Below are 17,276 nucleotides of genomic sequence, written 5' to 3' on the forward strand. Positions count from 1 at the left end.
TTGGGTCTGTCCGCATCCCTCTTGTCTTCAGAAGCAGTACACTCCTAGCGACCGGAAAGTAAACTTGGGGGGAGTGTGACCACAGAGACATCCGATTAATTTAGTACTCCTATGTCGCCCGATTCTACTCAGACAGTACGACTGCGAGAGGTGCTTGAAGACTTCGTAGACAGCCTCGGAACTACCGTTTCCGACTCTCACTTGGTCGAACGGGTCCTCGCCGGCGAGGAAAAACTCACGATCGACGCGTTGAGCAATCAGCCTGAGGAGTGGACGGAAGGGAATCTCATCTGGCCATTGCTCGAGGCTGTCGGACTCAACCGTGAACCCGGCCGTCCCGCCAGCCAGCGGTCAGCTGCCGGCACGACTCAACGGGAGGCCCCTGACTTCCGCCTCGTTGAGCGCGGCGGTGAGTTCGTTGTCATCGGGGAGAACAAGTCTCCGAACAAGCTCGACCGCGCCGAACAGGAGCTGGTCGGCGACTATCTCTCAAACAAGGCCTGGCCGGACTACGGGATCGCCACTGATGGATTCGAGTGGGTAGTCTACCGTGCCGAACATGGGGGCGACTTCCTCGAATTCAGTGAAGTCGAGCGCGTGAACCTCCGACCAGTCATCAACGCCATCGCTCGTGACCTCGGTCACTTGGGGTCTGGCAGTGTGGGTGATGTCGATGTCGAGGAGACGCTGGAGACGTTCATCTCGGTGTTCAACCCGGAGGGCCTACACACGCTTCTGACCCAGACCGCTCCAAAAGAATTCCGCGACACCCGGACCGCGGATGTCGAGGAGTTCTACGAGCTGTACATCGAGCTGCTGTTCGGCGAGAGCGACGAACACGAGTACGACACGTGCCTCCGTGATGACATCCAGGCTCCACCAAAGGCGACCGAGGAAGACCAGGACCTGTTCGCTGTCACACTGATGAACCGCCTGCTGTTCATCAAGTTCCTCGAAACGCGTGACGTCCTCCCAGACGGCTTCCTGCGGACACTGGTTCGAGACTACGAGGATAATGCCGAGTCGATCCCCGGAACGCTCTACGAGGCGTACATCAAGCCGCTGTTCTACGACCTATTCAACACGGATGAAGGCGACCGTCGTCCCAAACTTCGAACTGGCCGGTACGCAGATGTACCGTACCTGAACGGCGGCCTCTTCCGTGAGAACGTCCCGAACGAGTCGCAGTACAACCTCGTGGATCGGACACTCCCCACCGTCATCGAAGACCTCATCGAGGGGCACCGGTTGGAGATGAGCGGACAGAACTTCGATCCGGCGATCCTCGGGAGCGTGTTCGAGAAGACGATCAACCACATCGGCGGTGAGGAAGGGCGCCAGAAAGAGATCGGCGCGTACTACACACCCAACGACGTGACGCGCCACCTCTCCGAGCAGACGGTTGATCCGAAGGTGAAGGACCTCTTCGCCGAGGCGTTCGTCGAGCACTCTGACGACGACGCCGAGGAGTACGTCCGCACTCAGATCGAACAGACCGAACTCAGTGAGATCCTGCGGCACGTCGAAGACGGCGCAGCGATGTACGGTGCGAACCCAAGTGCGCTAGAGGACATCCTCGACCGACTCACAGACCTAACCATCCTCGACCCAGCGTGCGGCTCTGGGCACTTCCTGACAACGGCAATGGAAGAACTCCACCAGGTACAACTCTCGCTCCTGCGTGGGCTCAACGGCGGTGAAGAGCCGTCACCTCAGGAACGATACGACGCGAAGCAGGAGCTCGCACTCCACGCCATCTACGGCGTCGACGTAGACGACGTCGCCGTCGAGATCGCGAAGCTTCGCATCTGGCTGAAGATCATCGAGGGGAACAGTTGGAACGAAGAGTTCGGACGGCTCCCCAACATCGATGTGAATATCGTCGCCGGAAACTCCCTCGTTGGCTTCCCGGTCAGAGGAGATGTACAGACACAGTTCGGAGCTATCGACGAGCGGCTCCCAACACTCGCCAAAAAGCGGCGTGCCTACAAGTTCGAGAACGAGGGCACGCGCCAGGAGGTGATGGAACTCGAACAGCGGATTCGTAGGGACCGTGATGAGAAGTTCCTCCGAAACCTAACTCACACGTTTGAGTCGGAGGTGACCGGCGTTGAAGAGTTCGATGCCCTCGTTGCGTCGATTCCGGATGGAGAGTTCCACCCGATCATACAGTCTGTGAAAGCTCAGCGGTGGGATGAAGACGGCGACACGATCGCACTCTCTGAAGAGGACAAGGAACAGCTTGCTGAGGCCGGGTTCGAGTGGCAAGAGTGGCGGGACACGAACAAGAGCGCGACACTTGATGTCGGGGAGCGCATCCAAGAAGCCGGTGGCGCACGTGGTGAGCTCGCGGAACACCAAGACATCGCCGACGACCTCCGCCGGCTCCTCGACGCCGGATTCGTCTTCGACGTCGTCGAGCGGCAGCCGACACGGTACGACCTCGATCACATCACGGGGAAGCCGTTACACTGGGATATCGAGTTCCCCGAGCTGCTCCCGCTCGAAGAAGCCAACGGGATGCACCCCGAGATCGAGTTTGATATTGTCATCGGCAACCCGCCCTATGGCGACATCCTCAACCAGAATGAGGAGATGTTCACCGCACCGTACCTCACCGGGTCAGTCAACGATGTCTCAGCGCCGTTCGTCGAACGACAGCTGCAACTGACAGCCGAGCATGGCTACTTCGGGAACGTCACGACGCTCCGGCTGATCTATCAGTCGTCGCTTGAGGAATTCCACGATCTGCTCCGGTCCACGCTCGCCCCTGCGCGTGTGGCCTGTTTCGGAATGTGGGGACGGGTCGGTGTCTTCGAGAACGCCCTGGTCCGTGTTGCGCTTCTCTCGGGACAGAAGAACACAGAGACACCAGGGACCATCCACACGAGCGATTTCACCGTGTTCAACCGAGACAACAGACAGCACCGCTTCGAGAATCTTGAATATAGCCCGGTTGATGGCTTGATCCTCCGAGACCGAATCGGTGGTGACGGTTCTGGTGGCCCGCTGCTCCCGAAGATTGGCGGTAACATGAAGAGAAGTATCTTGCTACAGCTGAAAGACTATTCGCACACCATCTTCGAGGACAAGTACGAACAGGACCCAACCGGAGAGGATGAGTACCCGGTATGGCGGCGCGAGGGAGCGGGATACTGGATCAACCCGATGATGGAAGAGCTATACGAGGCACGTGAAGTTGAGCCGGTGTTCTTTGATTCGGAGTTGGAGCAGAAGACGGCGTTCTTAGTGCTGAACTCCTCGCTATACTACGTCTACTGGATGACGTACGGCAATCAGCATCACCACAATTGGACGCAACTCTCGGCGTTCCCATGGCCTGATGAATCTGTGCTAGAAGAATACGAAGCCGAGATTATCGAACTCGCAGACACGCTTTGGTCCCGAATGAAAGATGGGTTTAGTGGATCGAGCTTCCGGATGACGGCACTCCGTCCGATCGTCGACGACGTCGATGTGTTGATGGGTGAGTTGTATGACCTGACAGACGAACAGGTCGCGTTCACACAGAACTACCTCACCGACCTCGGTGAAGGGAGTGCTCGAGCAGGAGGTGGCGATGAAGACCTCACCTACACCCCAATCGTTGCTGAAGAGTAAGGGGGCGTCATAGAACTCTTCTCACACCTCGTTGACTGACCTGTGGATCGCTCAGTACAGGAGACCTCCGGAACGGTTCCCAGAGTTTACTGGGCGGAGGAGTCGTTATATTTCTATTTTTCCTCAGATACGACACCTGATTGGCTCGGGCCAAATCGCCGTAAAGCAAACGCAACAGTAGATGATACAATCCCTATTGGGACGCCATACAACATTGCTCCCCCCACTCCGGTTAAAAGTCCATAGTCAGGTTGAGGGTTATTAAGCGAGATGACACTATACAGGGCAGAGCCGCTTATGACGATCACGGCGATGGCGATACTCACGAGTATTCCGTCGTTGTGATATGTGTGTATCCCTGCCAGAATAATCGCTGATACCGTGACTCCAAGAAATGAGTTTCCCATACCGGAATTTCCAACAAGATAGAGTTGACCGAAGAACAAGGCCATGAGAATGACCGAGTAACCGAGATACCGAAGCGATAGGTTCAACGACTTCCCGAGAAGGAACGATTCTAACCGTGAGTTCATATACCATGCTGACTCGCTGGTCGTATAAGCTTTTGATCGAGAAGGTCGCGGGAAATTAGGCATATAGATAGTACCCAAAACGAGCAGGTACTCTATGACCGGGTTCAATAAGCAGGCTAGTTCTGATGAGTGGTTCACCGAATCCCAGATGAAATCAAGTCCTTGCGAATAGTTCTGTGGCACCCTCGAAGAGTAATGTTAGTCTGAATAGCCTATATTCGTCTTAGGAGTCTGAATCAAGCGTGGAGTCCTTTTCAGAGTTGACGGCTGGACCGAATATACTGACGTATGGTATACTCACACGCCAAGGTTCAGGGAGTTATACCTACAAATAGTAATCACAGATGGCAGATACAACGATCGGCGTCTCAAATGAGGTGAAGGACCGGCTCGAACCCGTCAAGGAGGAGTACGGTGCGCCTTCGTGGGACGCTTTCCTAGACGACCTAGTCGAACAGAATGTGGATATCGATCTTGACCAACTCGATGGGGTATCCGAGGAAAAACGCGAACGCGTCGAGAAAACACGGGCTACGGCCGTTGGTGTTCTCACCGCACTCGACGAGGCCGACATGGTCGATGAAGCTGTGGAGATTATCAGGGAGATGACTCAGCAGCGGATGTTAGCCGAACACCAGCAGATCATCGAACACCTCCTCGAGAAATCCCGAAACGGTGAACCGCCCAATGAGATGGATCGTCTCCTCGCTCGAGTTGTGATCAAGACGGAGGGACTCCGTGATCAAGAGACTCCAGCGGCCGAGATCGCTAGAGGTCTATTCAACGAATCGACGACTGCTGAGCGAACAACAACACGGGAGGTTTCGACTAGTGGTAACCCACAGACAGAGTCCGACAACTTGACTGACGAAAACGATACCTCTCCCGATAGTGGGTCGTTGTTTAGTGGAACCGAAGACGCAACTGAAGACATCTAAAACCAATGACTGAAACAGAATCACCACAGAAGGTCCCGACGGTACAGACGAACAACGAAGCACAGTTCCAGAGTGACCCTCTGGATACTCTCGCCCGAGAGTTCAGCCAAGAGGCGGGTAAACGCGTCGGAGCTGCGTTAGCTGACGAGATACACAACGACCCTGAGGCACGTCGCGCCGCTGCGACAGGCGCGGGTGTTGGTCTTGGCGTCATCGCAGGTCTAGGTCTTATCGCGCTTCTCACCCAGTAGTCCCCATCACGCACGGGGTCCTGCGCTTCAGACCACACTCGAGTCGACCACCGGCGCGTGGGTTTTTATGCTGTTTTCGCGCGCCTCTGCGATCGGAGCATGAACCTGCTCATCGACGCGTTCATCAGTGCGTTCGGTCCAGAAATCATCCTTGTCGCCATTGGGGTGTTCATTTACGCGGTGGTACAGTACGTGCGCGACTAACCCTAATTTGACTGCGAAACGGCTTGCCCCAGCCCGGTCGCCACGCCGGAAATCATCGGGAGCGCTCAGTTAGTCGTCTCCTGGTGCCGCCGATTTGGAGGCGTCGCAGTCGCCGCTGTGGTAGTGTTCGTGAACGGCACCGTACGGCATCGACGGCGGTGACGACCCCCACGGTTCGACGCCGGCGAGGGGTGCGAGTTGGTCCTCGAGGAGACGCCGGAGCGCGTTCAGTGCGTGCCGCGCGTCCTCGATGTCATCGGCGTCGACGTCGTCGCCCTCGCGGAGCGCGCGCTCTAGCGAGTGGAACTCCTCTTCGACGTCGGCTCGCCGGCGACCACTCTCTTGAGCGGCGAGGTCACGACCGACGCGCTCCCACCGGTTAGAGTCGGGTTTAGTCACCGGCTTCACCCAGATCGACGCCGCCATCTCCGACATCCACCACCGAGCAGTTCGGGAGGTGGTCGGGATAGCTCTCGATCGGCTCGCCACACCACTCACAGGTCTCTCGGTTCTCCATCGCCGCAACCTTCGTGAGCGGCTGCTGGCAGTGGATACACTGCTCCTTCTCCCGCGGCGTTGACTGGTGACACCGGGGACACTCGACCGGTGCTGTGGGTTCGGGCTCGTCCTCCTCGTCGATGTCAACGCCGTGGAGGCGGGCGACCTCGCGGTTCGTGTCGTCCGCGAACGTCGCGATGTACCGCGACGCGATGTCACTCCCACGGACCCAGCCGTGATGGTCCTCAAGGTGGGCCTGACTCATCCCGCGCCGGGCGAGGTGTGACGCCGAGGATTTCCGGAGGTTCGTGAAGCTGACTGGCTTCTCGACGCCGGCCCTACGTGCCGCCTCTCGGATGCCGTACCGCAACGCCTGATATGATAGCTCATCGGGGCGGTCCACGTGGCTCCAGAGCGGGTCGTCCCGGCTGTCCCCCGGGTGCTCGCCGAGCCAGCGCTGGAGGAACGGAACGCTCGGGACGAGGACGATCGACCGCTGACCCTGCTTCCCTTGGACGGTGATCTGGTAGCCGTGCTTGTGGTCGGTGACATCACCGAGCGTGAGCGATCGGAGCTCACCAGAGCGCAGCCCGGCGTCCCAGCCGACGGCGATCACCGCGGCGTCGCGGTAGTTGGTCGTCTCGTCGACCATCGGGAGGATGTCGTCTTCCCAGCGGAGCATATCAGACGGGTTCGGCGTCGGGTCGTGGGTGTTCGACGTCCCCGACGGGATCCACTCCATGGACGACGGCGGCTCGTCGCCGTTCTCGTCACTGACGCGGCGCCCGAGCTGCTTCAACGCGACCCGGTAGTCCTTGTTGGTCTCGGGGTTATCGTACGTCTGGTGGATCCAGCGGACGATCTCCTCGGCGGCCTCACGCTCGTCGAGGGCGGTGGCGAGGTCGCCGGCGTGTTCGGACATCCGGACATTGTGACGGAGGAGCTTCTCGTGCCGGTGACCTCCCACCTCGCTGGGGATGAGATACAGCTCGTCGCTGAAGTCCAGCAGCACCGCCCGGTCGGCGTCGCTTCCGCCGCGGGCGCCGTTCTCGAGCTTCTCTCGGAGCCGTTCGATGGCGTCGTCTCTATCAGTCATCGTCCTCAGAATCGGGCTGGTCAGTAGACTGTGCGTCGTGGTGCTTGTCGAGGAGCCGGACGAGCTCCTGGGTGGCCTCCTCGTCGGCGTCGAGCGCCCTGTAAGCGATGTCGGTCCCGATCCAGTCGGCGCACTCGCCACAGAGGCTCCCAGCCCGCTTCGCCGGGAGGTCCTCAGCGCCGAGCGGGTACTCCAGTTCGAGGTAGAAGCCCGCCCCGTCTGTCTCGGAGCCGCACTTCATACAGACGTCTTCGTCGAGCTGGTGGTTGTGGACGTGCTGGCAGCTCTCGCAGATGTCGGCTTCCATCGGAGCGATCGTCTCGATCGTCGTGTGGTCGACCAGATCAGCCGGCTTCTCGGCGCCGCAGACCTCGCAGCGCTGGAGGTCTACGTCGACCGTCTCGTCATCACCGGGCTCGTCATCGTTGTGTTCAGCGCGTTCTCCATCTTCGCCGGCGGTGCCCGCGGGCGAGCTCATCTATTCACCTCACGGAACCGGCGACGATGACCGTAGCGCCCCCGGTCTGCGAGTACGAGAGCGGCGTTCACATCTCGGTCGAGGTAGTCAACGCCACACGACTCGTTCTGACAGCGGAAGGTCTCGCGCTCGAGGCGGCCGCGTTCCAGACACCGGTGGCACACCTGAGAGGACCAGTCGGGTTCGACGCCGACGACGTCGACGCCACGGGCAGCTGCTTCCTGGTCGATCGCTTCGATGAGCGTCGGGATCAGCCACCCCCCGAGTTCCCGGCTGTGACGATGGCACCAAGCGGCCGTCGGGGAGGAGTTGAACTCCTCGCGGACGAGGATTGGATGGGGGTGCTGTTCGACTACGTCCAGGACATCGTCGATGACCTCTTCCAGGTGTTCGCGCATCCGTCGCCACTCGCTGGCGAGGACGGCCGCCTCTGCGTTCGCCGGGACACCAGGCGTCTCGCTGAGCAGCTGCGTCGTCTTCCGGAGGTGGTTCCAGTAGCCGCGAATCCTGCCCTCGGCACCGACTTCCACCGCTTCACCGGGAGTTCCGGCCGGCGCAACGGCCGCGAGTGTCTTTTCACCGACGTCGATCCCCACATAGGTCCGTTCGTATGGGCCGACGCCGAGTGACGGCGCAGAGCGACGCTCGGAGCTCATAGCTCATCACGCTCCCACGCATCGATCGCCGCGAGCACCTTCTCCGCCTCGGGTGCGAACGGCCCGTCTTCGTCGACGATCTGCTCGAACAGGTCGCGCTCTTCGGCCAGCCGTTCCATCTTCTCGTCGAGACTGTCGCTATCAGTCATGGGCCTTCGAACACCTCTGCGGAACCGACGCCCTCGAGCGCTGCCCGGATCGCGGCGACGTCCGCTGGCTTGAGTGAGACCTCGACGTCGAGATCGTCACCATCCGAGAGGTGGAGTCGGGCGGCGACACCGTCCTCACTGAGCGGCGTGTGGCTCGTGGGACGAGCGGTGAGGCTTGCGGCCCGTGTCTCCCCGCTGATCGACACGCGACCATCGCGGAGGGTCGCGTCGACGTGCTTCGGCGAGACCGTCCGCGCGTCGTCTCCCTGCGTCATCGGCAGACCTCAACAACGGCGTCGTACTGTTCGAGCACGTGCGCGAAGTTCGCCATCATCGCCGCCGTCGGTTCTGGGTGAGCGTCCTCGGCAGCCGTGTCGACCGCGTCGATCGGGGCCCACTCGTCCTCATCGACGTAGTAGCGGCGTTCGAAGGCGACCCGCCCGGCCGGATCCATATAGAGGACCGTCGCACCGGTCGCAAAGCCGAGTGCGTCGTCGTTGTAATCGATCACACCGTTGACGCGGGCGACCGCGTAGCAGACGACCTCGTCGTCACCAGCTGTAACTGACGGGTAATTCAGCGCGTCTATCTGTGTGTGAGTGATCTCCCGGGGGCCTTCCGTATCGCGGAAGTCCGGTGCGGTACCGTTTTGCGTCGTCGTTGAGTTTGCTGACATGGGCTCAGTCTCGCAAGACAGCCCGGCTCGCGGCCCCTACACCGCGGGCGTTTCCACGCCCCGAGGAGCCGGGCTGTCTCTGTTACTTGCTATGTAGCCAGTCAACTTATAACTTGCTATGTAGCAAGAACTAAGGGGCTTGGACTTGTCTATTTTTACATGGAGCAAGTAGCAGAGGGTGTGACCCATCCAGAAAGCGCGTACTTCGACGCCATACGCGAGCATGCGCCGGCGTCTACGAAGGAGATCGCGGACGCCGTCGGCGTGACTCGGCAGGGGGCAGACTACCGGCTGCGGCAGCTCGAAGAGGAGGGAAAAGTGGAGAGCAAGATGGTCGGGAACTCGCTCGTGTGGCTCGTTGACGACGGCGACGCCGATGCCTCGAACGAATGAGTGCCCCCTCGCTGCCGACCGGCTACGACGTCTCCAAGCACGTTCCAGCCGGCCGTCGCGACTGTCTTATCACGGTTGGGTTTGACCGGCGGCAGCAGCGCATCCCGCGCTTTCTCGTTCAGCTCTACTACCGCGTCTCGACCGACCCGATCAAGTGGACGTGGATCGCCCGGATGGACCACAACGAGACCTCGGCATTGGGCCACGACGTGTATCATGAAGGGCTCCACGTCGACATCGACCGACAGTCAAAACGACCCGTTCATCTCAAGCTCGCTCACTCATCCCTGTCATCGAATCGGGGAGACGTGATCCGCCGCTGTGTCAACTACTTCAAACGTGAGGCTCAGTACTTTATCGACGTCTACGAGGAGCGCCGGTCGCCAGGGCGGCCCCCATCGTGGTCGGACGGTGGTGAACCAACACCCACGTTTATGCCTTCGCAACGGGTAGAGGGAGGTATGAGCCGCGAAGCCCCCGCCGACGCCGACATTATCTCGGACGAGGAGCTTACCGAGCTGCTCGCCGAGGCCGAGGGGAGGACACCCGAGGAGGTCGAGCGCGGTGCCGCCGAGATCGAGATTGCTCCCCCTGAGGAAGCGACTGTCGTCGACGAATAGGATACATTCTCCAGATAACTGTCTCTAGGCCGTATAAAACGCTAAATTTTTATATAGCGAGGGGCAACATGGTGGTGTACTGATCCACCAGCGGACTCCCGCTTTCTCTCCTTTCTGTACGACCAAGTAGAGGGCCGTCCTAAAGCCCAATAGGCGCCTCTACTCTCTGTGTCTCAGATTCCCCCTTCGGCTAAGGGGTAAGCGGAACACCACAGACTCGCAGAACCAAGCCTATGGCTCCGCACACTGCGACAACGTTTGGCAGTACAAGTGCCATCGTTGAAATCTCCACGATGCCAACGCCCAGCAGCATCAGGAGACACAGAGTGCCGAGAACTCGAAGTACGTCTGGGCTGGGTTCTGGTTCAGACCCATACCCATCAGTACTTGGGCTATTCTCTCCGTTAGTAGACATTTAATGAGAGAGATATAAGCCGCTCTGTCTGTATGCTCTTACAACCGTCGGGCTCGAAAGAGCCATGCGGCGACTTGAGCGCCGCTACGTGCTTCGGCAACCGAAATCCGACTGATCCACCAGCGGACTCCGACTGCCTTGTTTACACATATAGAACTCCTCACTTAAATATGTTTGGGTTTTGACCTGTCAGAAGCAAACCTCAGCTTAATCCCACGCAGCCCAGTGCCAGATACCGGTGTGATAATACTCTGGGAAGTTGCTGATTACAGACTACGTACTGAAGCGGCAGTTTCATATCTCGGGATATTCTTTCTAATCCCGAAATATAGCACTACTTACTCCGGAAACGTGGTGTGTAGCCTGTTCACTGCGTTCTACAGCCCGTTCTTCCCGGATCGAACCCGGGGAAAAGACGACTCGATCCCGGATCGATCCGGGCTCACACCCCGTGGTCGACGTTTCGTATAGCGTATGTCACGATACAGATTAGCGATTTCACTCGATGTCGTATCCCCACTCCCGGAGGACATCCGCGACCTCGTCAACGTGGTCCATCCCGACCAGGTACGCGGCCTCGCGAGCGTCGGTGAGCTCGACGTCGTCACCGAGGCGTTGCTCGAGCGCCGGCCGGAGCTCCCGCCGCTCCCGCTTCACGGTGTGCTCGGTGTAGTGGATCGTCTTGTGGTCGCGGTCGTCCTTCACGCCGTCACGACGGTGGATCCACGGCAGTTGCGAGGACTCGTCCGAGGGATGGTCAGGGATCCCAGGCGTCGCGGTGGACGTCGGCTCCGGCGCCGGCACGTCCTCTTGGAGCGAGTCGTCGTCGGGCTCCGGCGTGTCCTTCTCGTGGACCTCGTCGATGTCGTCCTCGTCGCTCCCATCGTCGTCGGCAAACGGGTCGTCCCCGCTGCCGGACTTCATCCCGTTCGCCATCAGGCGCTCACCTCCTCGAGGTGGCCGGCGAGGTCGCGGAGCTGATCGAGCGTCTCCATCTCGTGATCGCGCTTCCGGGAGCGGTGTTCGTCGACATACTCGAACGCCGTAGTCTGCTCCGACCAACAGCCCTCGAACAGCGAGGCCCGCTCACCGATCGCGACGGGCGCGTCGTAGCCGAGCTCGCGGATGCGCTCTAGGTAGCGCTGCTGGTCTGTGGTCCGGCCGACGCCGTTCGGGACGACCGCGAGGACGCCGACGGCGACGTCGACAGTCTCCTCGAAGCCCTGGACGACGTCGCGAAGGCCGTCGATGGACTGCATACCCTTTCCGGTCGGCTCCAAGGGGATCACGAGTGAGCGCGTGGCACCGATCGCGTTGTAGAGGTGCGGGCCCGCGGTCGCCGGCGGGTCCACGACGATGGTATCGTACTTGTCTGGGATGCCCGCCTCGAGGAGGACCTGCCGCAGCTGGTCGTGGCGCTCGAACTCCTCGCCGAGATCCTCCGCCATCGATGAGGCCCGGGCGAGGAGATCGGCGAGGTTTTCGAGCATGTTGTGGCTCGGCACTAGATCGAACCCATACCGCGTCTCGTGAATGAGATCCTCAAGATCGCCCTTCGGTCGGTCGATGAGGTGGCGGGCGATATTGTCCGCGTCGCCATCCTCCCGGGGCGCGTCGACGCCGAGTAGGTAGGTGAGCGAGCCGTTCTGCGGGTCGAGGTCGATAGCGAGGACATCCCGGTCGTGCTGGCTGTGCGCGTCAGCGAGGTTCGAAGCGAGCGTCGTCTTCCCGACGCCCCCAGCCTCGGAGTAGGTTGTATACGTGAGCATATATCACGCGTTGGGCTCGCTCGTCATAAAGACACGTCAGACAAACGAGTGAGTACAACTAGTTGTGCTAGTCAGTACAATCAGTCGATATAACTAAAATATACAGCCAGTATAGACTACAGCCAGCTCACTCACTAACAAAATAGTGGGATTTATGCCCACGACCTTCGAAGGTTGAATTGCTCAGGGGTGGGCCCCAGGAAGCTGGAGCCCACTTGCTTTACTACCCGAGTAGCTGCTGGACCATGACGACGATCTTCACGACGATCTTCGTCATCCGCAGCCGTTCAAGTAGCGTCGGCGGTTCGTCCTTGTCGTCCCCGTTTCGATCGGCGTGCTTGGAGCTCATGGACGGAACGGCACAGGAGTACGCACCTGCTCAGGGGTGGGCCCCCTGCGCCGCAATGGTTGACTGGGCTGGATGGGCCTTGTAGGTTCGGATGTTCGGACCCGCCCGGCATCTACATGACTGACTTGTGAGGTAACGTCAAGGCGTCAGTCAAACGGTGCGTGACGTTACAGGCAATGAAAAGCCCCCAACACACATAAGCGTAGCAAGACCGGAGTGAAACTGCTTCTGTGAGATAAAATCGCAGTATGGAAGCCACCCTACAGCGGAACCGAAAGGGGTGCTGCGGAAAGCGTATCAACCGCCCCACCGGCTGTCCCACAAGCATATGTAGAGGAATGCCGTGGCCTGAAACCTGATCTTATTAGCGAGCGTACCGACGATGGTGTGCGTGAAGGCTTAGATTTCATTCATCATCTGCTCCGTCTTCTCTCGACGAACGGCGGCCTCGCGGACCGAATCGCAATTGAGGAACGCCTCGTAGTCTTCGAGCGGGTGAAGCAGGTCACCCCCGCCCTGCCGGCGAAAGCGTTCATTCTCGACTTCGAACTCTTCGACGCGCTCACGCATCTCCTTAGTGTCGCTGTCAGCGCCGGCCGAGGCCGACTTCGCAACGTCGACATCGGCATCGAAGAATCTGGCGAGGGCCTCAACGGTGTCAGCTGCCTGCTCAAACGACGACCGGAGCTCTTGGACGTCGGCCTCAAGGTCGGCTATCTCCTCCTAGAGGGCCTCATTCTACTCGGCATGGTAGTCGCGCTGAACTTTCACGTCGTCAGGTTCGTCCTACCACTGATCAAGACGTTCCCCCTCCCCACCCCCACCAGGGTAAATCGGACAGAACGGCACGATGTACCTGCCGAGAACGTTGCTTGAGCATAAGAACTATACATCAACACGATGTATGTGTGCGTAAGGCGAGCGATCGCCGTGGTCGAGCAAACCGAGGGCGAAGAACCCAATGACGTAGCGAGCTTGGTCACGAGGTGACAACCCGGAAAGACGGAGAGCCGGTGTCACTTCTGTACCAAGCGACCGAGGACCGGGCGACCGGCAGCTCGATGCCATGGAGGCGCGGGCTGAGATGACAGGGCCGGAAAGACGGCATCACGGGGGAGACTCCGTACGGAACACAGAAGTCCGGAAACAACACCGAACTCCGATAACAGCCCGGTGACGGGCGACCCAATGCCTCGCACGCAGGGGTCGAAATGACAGGGCCGGAAAGACGGTCGCCCCGGACAAAACTACGTCAAACACAGGCACAACTCCTCGGCGCAGCCTTGGTCCCCCGTTCACAGCGGCGGGCCCTCTTAGGTATTTCTCTGGAGTAAGCGCGTAAACGGAGACGCTGCTCCACACGACCACGACTTCAGCAGTTCTCGAGGACCAACCGGGAGCTGCCAATCTGCTCGCTGTGTGCCCAGTGCACGAACCCACTGAGCTGCTGGGCTATCCAACACTCAAATCATGAGCGAATCAGAAACTGAGAGAAACACCGCAGTGACGACGATCCGAGTCGCACCGTCTACAGCCGACGATCTCCACGATCTCAAGAGCCGGGGAGACACCTACGACGACGTCGTGTGTCGGCTCATCGAAAACGCCGGCACGCATGAAGCGGAGTCGTAGGCATGGCTCCTGTACCCAGTGGGCCAGTTGGAACAACCGACGACGGGAGCCCACGAGTCTGCCAGGACTTAGCTCCCGTCATCGAATCGCTGACGAGGCAGCCGCATGGGCTGACCGAGCACGACACCGAGCTGGTGTCTACCAGCCTCTTCGTTTCCACTGTTCAAGTAATTTCTGTGCGCTGCTGCCCGTCCGTCTTGCCTACGAGAGAGGCTAAAAATCGATAGGATGGACGCTTTCACGGGTGATACGCTTCGGAGTACCGAGCAGCAGGATCGTCGAGATGTTGTCGAGATTCAGAATCCTGCCGACAGCAACGTCAGACACCTGCGAAGGTTTATAAGAAGTCCCCGGGAAGACATTGGCAAAGCTAGGCAAGCAATCTCGCGCAGAAAGGGGCCGTTGGACACTTCCCCTTTCTCACCCGGTGGGCTTAAGCGTTGCCACGCAGCGGCGGCTCTAGCCTTCCAGTGTGGCGCACCGTCGACGCGCGCTTTCTCGGCGGCCACAGAGCCTGATGAAGGTATACAGACTGTCGAGAGTGGCGTGTATTCGCCCCACGCCACTTCACCGACACCGACGGGAGGAGACGCTGATGTCGAGAGCCGCAGCTTCAGATGGCGTGAGAGTAGGAGCACCCAGAAGGTCGCGCTGTTTCGGATCTACGCTCGAGGTGCGCTGCTCCAGCACGTCCGAACGACCACGCTCCAACAACGTGGCGGCCGCAGTACGTGTGAGATCGACACCGAACCGTCGCTTGAGGCGGTCCCGGATCGGGTTCTCTCCGAACTCCGGTCGGAAGGCCATGAACCAACAACAGGAGGTCGGCGATGAGCGGTAACGCCCAGACGGCGTTCGAGAACACCGGGTCTCCGGGATCGACTCAGGGGGTCACGTACGTACAAGTCGCTCCTCTCTGCGAGATTTCGGTACGGGATCCAGAGCCGACGGCGACCGGGCTCTGGAAGCAACTCGTGGACCCGTGGGATGGAGCTGGCCTCGCCGGCGAGGTCGTCACGGCTGTTCGTGAACTCGTCGCTGGCGGCACGACTGCCGATGCGCGCACGGTGATCGAGGATGTCGTCGACGACGCCTTGGACGGCGCGCTCGTCGACGTGCTGCTCTCCCTCGCCCGCGACCGATCCGATCGGTGGTTCTGGAAGGCCGTCGCGACCCTGCCCCAGCTGGGAAATGGCCGACCGATGGGCTTCCGGTCTGACCTCGAGGACGTCCACGCCGCGATCGCGCCGCTCGTCGAGAGCGACCACACGCCGACCGTGTCGATCCGGTTGCCCGACGGGTTCCGTGACGTCGACGCCGAGACACGCCGGTCGTGGTGTCGCCTCGTGGCGGCCCTCGGAAAGGCGGCCGACATCCGGCTCGTCTGCTCGGGAGTTGACCGGGCGTGGCTCGCGCACCACCATCGCGACGATCTTCCCGGCGTTAGTGATCGGTCGGATTCAGGGCTCGATGAGGAGGCGCTCACTGCGGCGCTGAGCGTCGTCGATGCCGGCGGGCGCCATGCCCGGACGCTTTCCCTGCTCGCTGAGGAGGACACGGAGACGCTTGCCTACAGCCGGCTGTACAGCGAGTTCAGCGTGGGCCGGTCGCGTGTCCGGCAGGTCATTAGCGACCTCGTCGACGCCGACCTCGTGGCGACGTTCGGCTCCTCACAGAACCGGCGTGTCGAACTGACGAGTGGTGGGCGCCAGTTCTACGAGGCAGAAATCGCAGTACAGCGGCGTCTTGGAGAGCGCGTTAGCGATCCCGGAAAGCTCTCCAACGATAGCCGTGTAACCCCGCGCACACACGGGGAGGCTGCCGACCCGCCTGAGACCGCACCACCCAGCACCGCCGACCGCTACCGTCTCCCTTCCTACCACGAGACCCGCTACAGTGGCCGCCGGACGGCTGCCGCAGCCCTTGGAACGGCGGTTGAGTCGGGGATCTCCATGGTTGACTACCCGATCGCCCAGCAAGACGACCGGGCCGAAGGGCGCTGGCACCACGAGGACGGCCAGCTCGTCGTCACCGCCGAGGGCGACAACCCGCTCCAGGTGTGGACGACGCTGGCGTTAGCCCTCGCCGACCGCCGGACTTTCGACCGTGTTCTCACGAAGCAGCGACTCCAAGAACATGACGTCCTCGCCATGCTCGAGGACGGCGAGGCCGTTCTCCGTGGGATGCGGAACATCGGCTGGCTCCCGGACGAGGTGGATTCCTACGCCGAACTCCGCGAGACATTCCTCGACGCCGCGAACGATCTGGGTGAGCTCACCAAGAAGTACGCCGAGGCCGAGGACGATGACCTTCGGGGTCCGATCACCAGAGACGCCCTTGGACTGGCCGGTTCGTTGACGCACCTGCTCGACCTCGTCGATGTCGACCTCACCCGAGTCGTGAAGCTCCCCGAGTACTCCCGGCGGTTCGAGGACGATCGTCGTGATGCGCTGTTCCGGTCACTCGCCATCGGCTCGGCGATCGGGAGTCGCTACGGCCACCACGTCGCCTACCGGCAGCTGTTCGAGGAGCGGTCGGACAAGCGACACCAGGCGTTCAACCCGACCGTCGACGCCGGCGATCCGTGGGCTCGGCTCATCGGCTCCTGGACGCTCGTCGGGGACTTCACCGGGAAGACCGAGGCCGTCGCCGACTCACTCCGCGAGCACTTCGGCGGCCTCGACCCACACGACGACGCCCCGGAGATTGCCATCCGCAGCGAGGTGCGGACCGAGCCGACGCGGAGACAGGTTGCGGAGACGGCCCGCCGGATGCTGGCGACCAAGGATCTTCGCCTCACTCCCGAGGCGACGTCCGTGCTCCACGGGCTCGCTCGGACGCCGTTCGACGTGGCTGACGCGCTCCAGTACCTCGCCGGCGACAACGAGGGCCGCCGCGTCGACGCCGCCGAGGTACGTTACGCCCTCGCCCAGCTGGACTCCGGACGACTGCTCCGCGGGTTCGACGGCCGGCGGACCACCCCCCGAAAACTCGTCTC

The 17,276-nt window shown here is 60.7% G+C and carries 19 protein-coding genes; 8 read left to right on the plus strand and 11 right to left on the minus strand.

What is annotated here, in order from left to right; translation table 11 throughout:
- The first annotated feature begins 150 nt into the window (after positions 1 to 150).
- Positions 151 to 3,621, plus strand: coding sequence for a BREX-1 system adenine-specific DNA-methyltransferase PglX (locus DJ70_RS02595; RefSeq protein ID WP_245810651.1), 3,471 nt, complete (start codon positions 151 to 153; stop codon positions 3,619 to 3,621).
- A gap of 113 nt (positions 3,622 to 3,734) precedes the next feature.
- Here the strand turns inward: DJ70_RS02595 and DJ70_RS16600 are convergent, their stop codons facing one another.
- Entirely contained in the window at positions 3,735 to 4,154 is a 420-nt protein-coding gene (locus DJ70_RS16600) for a hypothetical protein (RefSeq protein ID WP_143420903.1), read from the minus strand.
- A 344-nt stretch (positions 4,155 to 4,498) separates the two neighbouring features.
- Here DJ70_RS16600 and DJ70_RS02600 point away from each other — a divergent pair, with 344 nt between their 5' ends.
- Both DJ70_RS02600 and DJ70_RS16605 read left to right on the plus strand, forming a co-directional pair.
- Complete coding sequence (locus tag DJ70_RS02600) at positions 4,499 to 5,092, plus strand: hypothetical protein (protein ID WP_094529859.1); 594 nt, start codon at positions 4,499 to 4,501, stop codon at positions 5,090 to 5,092.
- Positions 5,093 to 5,097: 5 nt separating this feature from the next.
- Positions 5,098 to 5,343 carry a hypothetical protein gene (locus DJ70_RS16605; protein WP_143420904.1) on the plus strand — a complete coding sequence of 82 codons (246 nt, stop codon included), beginning with the start codon at positions 5,098 to 5,100 and terminating at the stop codon, positions 5,341 to 5,343.
- 273 nt (positions 5,344 to 5,616) lie between these two features.
- On the opposite strand, the gene DJ70_RS02605 is transcribed toward DJ70_RS16605, so the two are convergent.
- Genes DJ70_RS02605 through DJ70_RS02630 form a run of 7 tightly spaced genes read right to left on the minus strand, consistent with a single transcriptional unit; the run spans position 5,617 to position 9,100 of the window.
- A complete protein-coding gene (locus tag DJ70_RS02605) occupies positions 5,617 to 5,973 on the minus strand; it encodes a hypothetical protein (RefSeq protein WP_143420905.1) in 357 nt (118 codons plus the stop codon).
- Positions 5,939 to 7,141, minus strand: coding sequence for a tyrosine-type recombinase/integrase (locus tag DJ70_RS02610; protein WP_094529862.1), 1,203 nt, complete (start codon positions 7,139 to 7,141; stop codon positions 5,939 to 5,941). Before DJ70_RS02610 ends, DJ70_RS02605 begins: the two co-directional genes overlap by 35 nt.
- Complete coding sequence (locus tag DJ70_RS02615) at positions 7,134 to 7,619, minus strand: hypothetical protein (RefSeq protein WP_094529864.1); 486 nt, start codon at positions 7,617 to 7,619, stop codon at positions 7,134 to 7,136. Before DJ70_RS02615 ends, DJ70_RS02610 begins: the two co-directional genes overlap by 8 nt.
- Positions 7,616 to 8,275 carry a zinc ribbon domain-containing protein gene (locus DJ70_RS02620; protein ID WP_094529866.1) on the minus strand — a complete coding sequence of 220 codons (660 nt, stop codon included), beginning with the start codon at positions 8,273 to 8,275 and terminating at the stop codon, positions 7,616 to 7,618. Before DJ70_RS02620 ends, DJ70_RS02615 begins: the two co-directional genes overlap by 4 nt.
- A complete protein-coding gene (locus DJ70_RS17145) occupies positions 8,272 to 8,424 on the minus strand; it encodes a hypothetical protein (RefSeq protein ID WP_179233929.1) in 153 nt (50 codons plus the stop codon). Before DJ70_RS17145 ends, DJ70_RS02620 begins: the two co-directional genes overlap by 4 nt.
- Positions 8,421 to 8,699, minus strand: a complete 279-nt coding sequence (locus DJ70_RS02625) for a hypothetical protein (RefSeq protein WP_094529868.1) — start codon at positions 8,697 to 8,699, stop codon at positions 8,421 to 8,423. Before DJ70_RS02625 ends, DJ70_RS17145 begins: the two co-directional genes overlap by 4 nt.
- Complete coding sequence (locus DJ70_RS02630) at positions 8,696 to 9,100, minus strand: hypothetical protein (RefSeq protein WP_094529870.1); 405 nt, start codon at positions 9,098 to 9,100, stop codon at positions 8,696 to 8,698. The genes DJ70_RS02625 and DJ70_RS02630 overlap by 4 nt, the downstream gene beginning before the upstream one ends.
- A 159-nt stretch (positions 9,101 to 9,259) precedes the next feature.
- On the opposite strand from DJ70_RS02630, the gene DJ70_RS02635 reads away from it, so the two are divergent.
- On the plus strand, positions 9,260 to 9,493 hold the full coding sequence (locus DJ70_RS02635; protein ID WP_094529872.1) for a helix-turn-helix domain-containing protein: 234 nt from the start codon (positions 9,260 to 9,262) through the stop codon (positions 9,491 to 9,493).
- Positions 9,490 to 10,113, plus strand: coding sequence for a DUF7718 family protein (locus DJ70_RS02640; protein WP_094529874.1), 624 nt, complete (start codon positions 9,490 to 9,492; stop codon positions 10,111 to 10,113). The genes DJ70_RS02635 and DJ70_RS02640 overlap by 4 nt, the downstream gene beginning before the upstream one ends.
- A 913-nt stretch (positions 10,114 to 11,026) precedes the next feature.
- Here DJ70_RS02640 and DJ70_RS02645 read toward each other — a convergent pair.
- From DJ70_RS02645 to DJ70_RS17910, 3 genes are all read right to left on the minus strand, one after another.
- Positions 11,027 to 11,464 (minus strand): hypothetical protein, encoded by a 438-nt coding sequence (locus DJ70_RS02645; RefSeq protein ID WP_245810653.1) that lies wholly within the window; start codon positions 11,462 to 11,464, stop codon positions 11,027 to 11,029.
- Positions 11,464 to 12,297, minus strand: coding sequence for a ParA family protein (locus tag DJ70_RS02650; RefSeq protein ID WP_094529876.1), 834 nt, complete (start codon positions 12,295 to 12,297; stop codon positions 11,464 to 11,466). Before DJ70_RS02650 ends, DJ70_RS02645 begins: the two co-directional genes overlap by 1 nt.
- A 223-nt stretch (positions 12,298 to 12,520) precedes the next feature.
- Positions 12,521 to 12,646 (minus strand): hypothetical protein, encoded by a 126-nt coding sequence (locus tag DJ70_RS17910; protein WP_275542343.1) that lies wholly within the window; start codon positions 12,644 to 12,646, stop codon positions 12,521 to 12,523.
- A gap of 387 nt (positions 12,647 to 13,033) precedes the next feature.
- Between DJ70_RS17910 and DJ70_RS02655 the strand changes: the two genes are divergently transcribed.
- From DJ70_RS02655 to DJ70_RS02660, 3 genes are all read left to right on the plus strand, one after another.
- Positions 13,034 to 13,522 (plus strand): hypothetical protein, encoded by a 489-nt coding sequence (locus DJ70_RS02655; protein WP_094529878.1) that lies wholly within the window; start codon positions 13,034 to 13,036, stop codon positions 13,520 to 13,522.
- A 594-nt stretch (positions 13,523 to 14,116) separates the two neighbouring features.
- A complete protein-coding gene (locus tag DJ70_RS17150; protein WP_179233930.1) occupies positions 14,117 to 14,278 on the plus strand; it encodes a hypothetical protein in 162 nt (53 codons plus the stop codon).
- Positions 14,279 to 15,108: 830 nt separating this feature from the next.
- A partial coding sequence (locus DJ70_RS02660; RefSeq protein WP_094529880.1) for a hypothetical protein occupies positions 15,109 to 17,276 on the plus strand: 2,168 nt, incomplete at its 3' end.

Source organism: Halorubrum halodurans (genome assembly GCF_002252985.1).
Lineage (GTDB): Archaea > Halobacteriota > Halobacteria > Halobacteriales > Haloferacaceae > Halorubrum > Halorubrum halodurans.

Bases quoted from the DNA above. Each gene is read 5' to 3' on its own strand.
- DJ70_RS16600 (WP_143420903.1), bottom strand. From the start codon at position 4,154: ATGAACTCACGGTTAGAATCGTTCCTTCTCGGGAAGTCGTTGAACCTA.
- DJ70_RS02600 (WP_094529859.1), top strand. From the start codon at position 4,499: ATGGCAGATACAACGATCGGCGTCTCAAATGAGGTGAAGGACCGGCTC.
- DJ70_RS16605 (WP_143420904.1), top strand. From the start codon at position 5,098: ATGACTGAAACAGAATCACCACAGAAGGTCCCGACGGTACAGACGAAC.
- DJ70_RS02605 (WP_143420905.1), bottom strand. From the start codon at position 5,973: ATGGCGGCGTCGATCTGGGTGAAGCCGGTGACTAAACCCGACTCTAAC.
- DJ70_RS02610 (WP_094529862.1), bottom strand. From the start codon at position 7,141: ATGACTGATAGAGACGACGCCATCGAACGGCTCCGAGAGAAGCTCGAG.
- DJ70_RS02615 (WP_094529864.1), bottom strand. From the start codon at position 7,619: ATGAGCTCGCCCGCGGGCACCGCCGGCGAAGATGGAGAACGCGCTGAA.
- DJ70_RS02620 (WP_094529866.1), bottom strand. From the start codon at position 8,275: ATGAGCTCCGAGCGTCGCTCTGCGCCGTCACTCGGCGTCGGCCCATAC.
- DJ70_RS17145 (WP_179233929.1), bottom strand. From the start codon at position 8,424: ATGACTGATAGCGACAGTCTCGACGAGAAGATGGAACGGCTGGCCGAA.
- DJ70_RS02625 (WP_094529868.1), bottom strand. From the start codon at position 8,699: ATGACGCAGGGAGACGACGCGCGGACGGTCTCGCCGAAGCACGTCGAC.
- DJ70_RS02630 (WP_094529870.1), bottom strand. From the start codon at position 9,100: ATGTCAGCAAACTCAACGACGACGCAAAACGGTACCGCACCGGACTTC.
- DJ70_RS02635 (WP_094529872.1), top strand. From the start codon at position 9,260: ATGGAGCAAGTAGCAGAGGGTGTGACCCATCCAGAAAGCGCGTACTTC.
- DJ70_RS02640 (WP_094529874.1), top strand. From the start codon at position 9,490: ATGAGTGCCCCCTCGCTGCCGACCGGCTACGACGTCTCCAAGCACGTT.
- DJ70_RS02645 (WP_245810653.1), bottom strand. From the start codon at position 11,464: ATGGCGAACGGGATGAAGTCCGGCAGCGGGGACGACCCGTTTGCCGAC.
- DJ70_RS02650 (WP_094529876.1), bottom strand. From the start codon at position 12,297: ATGCTCACGTATACAACCTACTCCGAGGCTGGGGGCGTCGGGAAGACG.
- DJ70_RS17910 (WP_275542343.1), bottom strand. From the start codon at position 12,646: ATGAGCTCCAAGCACGCCGATCGAAACGGGGACGACAAGGACGAACCG.
- DJ70_RS17150 (WP_179233930.1), top strand. From the start codon at position 14,117: ATGAGCGAATCAGAAACTGAGAGAAACACCGCAGTGACGACGATCCGA.